Source organism: Cellulomonas sp. NPDC055163 (assembly GCF_053607065.1).
Genome location: NZ_JBSGSU010000004.1, coordinates 74071 through 80903 on the forward strand (window position 1 = coordinate 74071; position 6833 = coordinate 80903).

Sequence of the window (6833 nt, forward strand, 5' to 3'; positions counted from 1 at the left end):
TCAGCCGTGCACGCGACGCACCCAGGCGCCGGGCTCGGCGATCTCGCGCGCCGACGGCAGGTGCTCCGGGGCGGCCCACACGGCGTTGAGCCCGTCGGTGCCCACCGCGGCGCGGACCGTGCGCACGAACGCCGCGCCGTCGCGGTACTGCGCGAGCTTCGCGTCGAGCCCGAGGAGCCGGCGCACGACGCGCTCGGGACCGCGGGACCGGGCACCCGCGTCCCGACGGGCCTCGAACCGGGCGCGGATGCGGCGCACCGACGGCACGACCGAGCGGCCGACGGCGTCCATCGCGACGTCCGCGTGCCCCTCGAGCAGGGCCATGACGGCGCCGACCTCGTCGACGAGCGCGCGCTGGTCCGCGGGCAGCAGGTCGAGGATGCCGCGGCCGTCGTCCGGGCCGCCCAGCGCACCGGCGACGCCCTGTAGCAGGTCGAGCAGGGTCGGCCCGTCGTCGTCCGGCGCGCCGTCCCCGCGCCCGTGGGCCCGCCCGGCGTCACCCGAGAGGCCCGCGAGCAGCGTGCCCGAGCGCGCGCGGAGGTGGTCGGCGAGCCAGGGGGCCGCCGCGAACTGCAGCGCGTGCGTCTGCTCGTGCAGGCACACCCACAGCCGGAAGTCCGCCGGGTCGAGCCGCATCGCGCGCTCGGCCTGGAGCACGTTCGGCGCGACCAGCAGGAGGCGGCCGCCGGGCGCCTGCACGTCGGCGGTGAAGGGGTCGAACTGCCCGAGCACCTTGCCCGAGAGCAGCGCGAGCACCGCACCGACCTGCGTCGCGGCGGCGAGCCGCGCGGCGCCGGGAACCGGCCGGGGCACGGGGACGTCGCGCGTCATGCTCGACATGAGCCGGGTGTTCACGCGGGCCCACGCCGGACGGTCGACGACGTGCACGGTCGCGGGCGCGCGCCCGTCGGCGGGCGTCAGGCCGGTGATCCGCGCGACGTGCTCGGGTGCCGCGGCCGCCGCGGAGCGCAGCCCCTCGACGAGCGCGGCGGCCTCGTCCCGCGTGGCGCGGGGGCCCGGCGTCGCGAGCCGTCCCGCGAGCCGTGCGGCCACGTCCCAGTCGACGAGCGCGCGTGCGCCCGCCCCGGTCACGCCCGCCTCGGCGTCGACGCGGTCCGGGTGTGCTGCTCGACGCGGTGCCACGCGCCCACCGTAACCGCCGGGTCGCGGGGCGTCGGCCCTGCCCGCGCCGCCCCGACGCGAGCCGCCCGGTACCCGGCCAGGCCCGGCCCGGCGTCAGCGGCAGCCGCACTCCGCGAGCCGCGCCACGAACCCGTCGATCGCTGCGCGCGGCGCCGGCTGCCCACCGCCGGGCGTCTGGTCCGCGACCACCGCGAACAGGAGCTGGCGGCCGTCGGCATCGACCACGGTGCCGGCGAGCGACGTGACGCCCGGCAGGCTGCCGGTCTTGGCGCGCACGAGCCCCCGCGCGGACGTCGTCGTGTACCGCTCGGCCAGGGTGCCGGTGAGCCCGGCCACCGGCATCCCGGTCGCGATCTCCCGGAGCTCGGGGCGCGCCGGGTCCGTCACGAGCCGCAGGAGCCCGAGGAGCAGGTCCGGCGAGAGGTGCGAGCCCGCGCCGAGCCCCGAGGCGTCGACGAGCTGCGCCCCGGACGTGTCGACGCCGAGCTGCGCGACCGCCCGCAGGACCGCCTGCGACGCGCCCTCGAAGCTGCCCGGCAGGCCGGAGTCGACCGCGACGAGCCGCGCGACGACCTCGGTGATCGTGTTGTCCGACGTGTCGAGGAAGTAGTGCACGACGTCGGAGAGCGGCGCCGACCGGACGAGGCCGAGCTGCTCGGCGCCCGCGGGAGCCGGCCCCACGGGGCCGACGTCGGTCACCGTGATCCCGTGCTCGGCGAGGCGCTGCGCGAGGACCCCGGCCGCGTTCGCCTCGGGGTCGGCGTGGCGGGGCGGGTACTCCCCCGCGCGGATCTTCGCGATGTCGACCGCGAAGCTCGTGACCGGCGCGACGAAGCCCTGGTTGACGTCCGACGGGTTCCACGCCGGGCTCAGCGCCGGCCCGGAGAACAGGGACCCGTCGTAGCCGAGCCGCACGCTCGTCGTCCCCGTCGAGGCCAGCACGCCCGCGACCTGCGTCGCGAGGTCGCCCAGCCCCGCGTGCCCGACGACCGCGTCCGCGTCGCCCTCGGCGGGGGCGAGCATCATGTCGCCGCCGCCCACGAGCACGATCTCGTCGCCCTCGCCGCGGACGACCCGCGTGTCGAGCGTCGAGGCGGGGTCGAGCGTCGCGAGCGCGGCCACGCCGGTCACGAGCTTCGCGGTCGACGCCGGGACGCGCGGCTGGTCGGACGCGTGCGACGCGAGCACCTCGCCGGTGATCTGGTCCGCCACGACGACGCCCACGGCCGGTCCGAGCCGCCCGTCCGTCACGAGGCCCTGGACCAGCGCGGCCACCTGCCCGGGGTCGGGCACGGGCGCCGCGGCGTCGAGCGGGCCCAGCGCCGGGGCGACCGCGGGCGGCTCGGCGACGCCCGGGACGGCAGGGAACGGCTCCGGGTCGGGCGGCACGGGTGCGAGGGTCACGACGCCCGGGACGACGTCGTACGCGTCGGCCGTCCCGTACGCGGCACCGCCCAGGACGAGCACGAGCAGGCTCACCCCGACCACGCGCGCGCCTGTCGACATGCGCCCTCCCGTCCGTGCGTGTCGCGCGTGTCGCGCGTGTCGTTGGTCTCAGTCGACTGCTCGACCGGGCACGCTCGGCGGCGTGCGCGGGAGCAAGTCGTCCCGGTGCGTCACACTAGGTCACGTACCAGGGGGGCGTCCCACGTCGGCACGCCGCCGCAGGCATGTCGGAGACACGTGTGGACAGGTCGCGCCCACCGGCGCTCCCGCCGCACGGGCGGAGGAGAGCTGTGGAGTTCGACGTCACGATCGAGATCCCCAAGGGGCAGCGCAACAAGTACGAGGTCGACCACGCGACGGGGCGGATCCGCCTCGACCGCATGCTCTTCACCTCGACGCGCTACCCCGACGACTACGGCTTCATCGAGGGCACCCTCGGTGAGGACGGCGACCCGCTCGACGCCCTCGTGCTCCTCGAGGAGCCGACGTTCCCGGGCTGCCTGATCCGGTGCCGCGCGCTCGGCATGTTCCGCATGCGCGACGAGGCGGGCGGTGACGACAAGGTGCTGTGCGTGCCGACGGGCGACCAGCGCGCCGCGTGGCGGCAGGACATCGACGACGTCTCCGACTTCCACCGTCTCGAGATCCAGCACTTCTTCGAGGTCTACAAGGACCTCGAGCCCGGCAAGTCGGTCGAGGGCGCGCACTGGACCGGCCGCCAGGAGGCCGAGGACGAGATCGAGCGCTCGCGCCAGCGGGCCATCGACGCGGGGTACGACCACCACTGAGCCGGACGCGGGCCGCCCCTCGGGGCGGCCCGTCCTGGTCGTGCGGTGCTGTTCTCGCGCGGCCGGGTGTGCTGCGCGACGGACGCGCGGCGCACCGTCGCGTCAGGGGCGCCCGGCGTACGGCATCGTGCCCGACCAGCGCATCGACGCGAGGCGCACCGGCACGCCCTCGCGCGGGGCCTCCATGATCTGCCCGCCGCCGACGTACATCGCGACGTGGTGGATCTTGTCGGGGTTGCTCGGGTCCGTCGACCAGAAGACCAGGTCGCCGGGGCGCATCGAGTCGTAGCTGATCTTCAGCACCTGCTTGTACTGGTCGCGCGACGTGCGGTTGAGGTTCACGCCCGCGTTGCGCCACGCACCCCCGGTGAGCCCGGAGCAGTCGTAGCCGCTCGGTCCGGTGCCGCCCCACAGGTAGGGGATGCCGGTCTGCGCGCGCGCCCACGCCGACGCGGCCTCGCCCTGGCCCGCGCTGCCGCGCGAGCGCCCGGTGCCGAGGCCGTGCGGGTTGCTCGGCGCCGGGGCCGGCGCGGGGACGGCCGGGGCGGGAGCGGGTGCGGGTGCGGCGGGTGCCGGGGCCGCCGGAGCGGGAGCCGGGGCCGCGGGGGCCGGTGCGGGCGCCGGTGCGGCGGGGGCCGGAGCGGCAGGTGCGGGCGCGCCCGGTGCCGGAGCCGCGGGAGCCGACGCGGCGGGGGCCTGCGCCGCAGGAGCCGCGGCGGCGGGCGCGGCCGGCGTCGCCGTGCGGCGTGCCTGCGCGGCGGCGTTCTCGCGGGCCTGGCGCTCGAGGTCGAGGGCGTCCTGGCGCGCGCGCTCGACGTCGGCGCTCGTGCTGCGCGCGGCGGCGAGCTGCGCGATGAGTCCTTCTCGCTCGACGGTGGCGGCGGCGACGGCCTCGTCGGCCTCCTGCTGCACCTGCTTGGCCTCGGCGAGCGCGTCCTGCGCGGCCGCGGCTGCCTGCTCGCGCGCGGCGACGGCCTCGTCGGCGCGCTTCTTGAGCGTCGTCGCGACGAGCTGCGCGGCGCGGAACTCCTGCACGGCCGTGTCGGCCTTGGTGCTGACCCGGGCGAGCGCGGTGCTGCGCTCGACGACCTGGTCGAACCCGTCGGCCGAGAGGAACGCCTGGACCGAGTCCATCGAGCCGCCCGAGCGGGCGCTCTGCCGGGCGATCGCGACGAGCGTGCGGCGGGCGGCCTCCGCCTGCTCCTGGGCGACGCGGTGGCTCTCGGTGGCGCTGGTCGCGGCGGCGGCCGCGGCCTCGCTGTCGACCTGCGCCTGCGTGTACGCCTCGGCGGCCTGCTGGACGCGCACGAGGGCGGCGTCACGCTCGGCGCTCTGCTGGGCGAGGCGCACCTCGATCGCGGCGACGGACGACTCGGCGCCGGAGACCGCGCGGCGTGCGTCGCGCACGTCCTGGTCGCTGGGCGCGGCGGGGACGGCGGTCGCCGCGACCGGGGCCAGCACGAGCAGCGCGGCGGCGAGCGAGGCCGCCGCGGCACGCCGGAGCCCGGGCGCCGTGCGTCGGTGGAGGTGGGTCACGTCATGTCCTTCGTCGTCCGGGGGCGCGACCTTGAGCCGTCGGGGGCGCCCGTCGGCACGCTACCGGCGTGATTCACAGAAGTGAACAGCAGTCACACCCGTCACACGAGTCACACGGATGTCGTTCGGGAGGGATCGGGCGAATCCACCGGGTGAAGCTGCCCGAACGGGCGGAGCGCCGACGGCCGGCGTGAACCGGGGTGAAGTCGTCCCGCATCGCGAGACCGCCGTTTCACATACGGGACGGCGCTCGTACTGTTCGTGACATGTCCCGCCGAATGTGTCGCTGACCAGCGCACGCTCGGCTGTGCCCGGTGACCGGTCACCTGAGCCCTCCCTCCCCGCGCGACGTCGCGGACGACGGGATCCGGGCTCCCGGTCCTGATCGGGCCGCTCCCCGGCACCGCGGCAGCGTGCGCCCCTCCCCCGCCCCCGCGCACCCCCGCCCGACGCGTCCTCCCGACGCCGGGCCCGCCCCGAGGAGATCCCCATGAACAACGCCTGGTCCTTCGAGACCCGCCAGGTCCACGCCGGCCAGACCCCGGACGCCACCACCGGCGCCCGCGCGCTGCCGATCTACCAGACGACGTCCTTCGTCTTCCCGGACGCGGGCGTCGCCGCCGACCGCTTCGCCCTCAAGGACCTCGGCCCGATCTACACGCGCATCGGCAACCCGACGCAGCAGGCCGTCGAGGACCGGATCGCCTCGCTCGAGGGCGGCGTCGGCGCGCTGCTGCTCGCGTCCGGCCAGGCCGCCGAGACCCTCGCGATCCTCAACATCGCCGAGGCCGGCGACCACGTCGTCGCGAGCCCGAGCCTCTACGGCGGCACCTACAACCTGCTGCACCACACGCTGCCCCGGTACGGCATCGAGACGACCTTCGTCGCCGACCCGCACGACGCCCAGGCGTGGCGCGACGCCGTCCGCCCGAACACCAAGCTCTTCTTCGGGGAGTCCATCCCGAACCCGCGCGCCGACGTCCTCGACATCGAGCTCGTCGCCGGCATCGCGCACGAGAGCGGCGTGCCCCTCGTCGTGGACAACACCGTCGCGACGCCGTACCTGATCCGGCCGTTCGAGCACGGCGCCGACGTCGTGGTCCACTCCGCGACCAAGTACCTCGGCGGGCACGGCACCGCGATCGGCGGCGTGATCGTCGACGCCGGCACGTTCGACTACGCGCAGCACCCCGAGCGGTTCCCCAACTACAACCAGCCGGACCCGAGCTACCACGGGCTCGTCTACGCGCGCGACCTCGGCGTCGGCAGCGCGTTCGGGGCGAACCTCTCCTTCATCCTCAAGGCCCGCGTGCAGCTCCTGCGCGACCTCGGCGCCGCGATCTCCCCGTTCAACGCGTTCCTCATCGCGCAGGGCATCGAGACGCTGTCGCTGCGGGTCGAGCGCCATGTCGAGAACGCCCAGAAGGTCGCCGAGTGGCTCGAGGCGCGCGAGGACGTGCTCGGCGTGCACTACGCCGGGCTGGCGTCGAGCCCCTGGAACGCGAACGCCCGCAAGTACGCGCCGCGCGGCGCCGGTGCGGTGCTGGCCTTCGAGATCGACGGCGGCGCCGCGGCCGGCCAGGCGTTCGTGTCCGCGCTCGAGCTGCACTCGAACGTCGCGAACATCGGCGACGTCCGCTCGCTCGTCATCCACCCCGCCTCGACGACGCACAGCCAGCTCACGCCCGAGGAGCAGGCGCTCTCGGGCGTCACGCCCGGGCTCGTGCGGCTCGCGGTCGGGATCGAGCACATCGACGACATCCTCGCGGACCTCGAGGCGGGCTTCCGCGCCGCGAAGGGCGCCTGACCGCACGGCCCCGGGCGGGTCACACACAGCCCGCCCCGGGCCACCCCCCCCCCCGGGTGCCCCCCCCCCCGTCCCCCCCCCCCCCCCCCGAGCCCCGTCGTGCCGGGGCCGTC

Annotated in this window: 5 protein-coding genes; 2 read left to right on the forward strand and 3 right to left on the reverse strand. The window is 76.4% G+C overall.

The window, feature by feature from the left end:
* Both ACWFNE_RS08840 and dacB read right to left on the reverse strand, forming a co-directional pair.
* Entirely contained in the window at positions 1 to 1143 is a 1143-nt protein-coding gene (locus ACWFNE_RS08840; RefSeq protein ID WP_452122050.1) for a zinc-dependent metalloprotease, read from the reverse strand.
* Between the two features lie 93 nt (positions 1144 to 1236).
* Positions 1237 to 2649 (reverse strand): D-alanyl-D-alanine carboxypeptidase/D-alanyl-D-alanine endopeptidase, encoded by a 1413-nt coding sequence (dacB, locus tag ACWFNE_RS08845; RefSeq protein ID WP_452122051.1) that lies wholly within the window; start codon positions 2647 to 2649, stop codon positions 1237 to 1239.
* Positions 2650 to 2879: 230 nt separating this feature from the next.
* On the opposite strand from dacB, the gene ACWFNE_RS08850 reads away from it, so the two are divergent.
* Positions 2880 to 3377, forward strand: coding sequence for an inorganic diphosphatase (locus ACWFNE_RS08850; protein ID WP_141372301.1), 498 nt, complete (start codon positions 2880 to 2882; stop codon positions 3375 to 3377).
* Between the two features lie 102 nt (positions 3378 to 3479).
* On the opposite strand, the gene ACWFNE_RS08855 is transcribed toward ACWFNE_RS08850, so the two are convergent.
* Positions 3480 to 4913: a C40 family peptidase gene (locus ACWFNE_RS08855; RefSeq protein ID WP_452122052.1), complete on the reverse strand. Its 1434-nt coding sequence runs from the start codon at positions 4911 to 4913 to the stop codon at positions 3480 to 3482.
* Positions 4914 to 5403: 490 nt separating this feature from the next.
* Between ACWFNE_RS08855 and ACWFNE_RS08860 the strand changes: the two genes are divergently transcribed.
* Complete coding sequence (locus tag ACWFNE_RS08860; protein WP_452122053.1) at positions 5404 to 6720, forward strand: bifunctional o-acetylhomoserine/o-acetylserine sulfhydrylase; 1317 nt, start codon at positions 5404 to 5406, stop codon at positions 6718 to 6720.
* Positions 6721 to 6833: the final 113 nt, after the last annotated feature.

Excerpts from the sequence above, each read along its gene's own strand:
- dacB (WP_452122051.1), bottom strand. The coding sequence starts at position 2,649 with ATGTCGACAGGCGCGCGCGTGGTCGGGGTGAGCCTGCTCGTGCTCGTC.
- ACWFNE_RS08860 (WP_452122053.1), top strand. The coding sequence starts at position 5,404 with ATGAACAACGCCTGGTCCTTCGAGACCCGCCAGGTCCACGCCGGCCAG.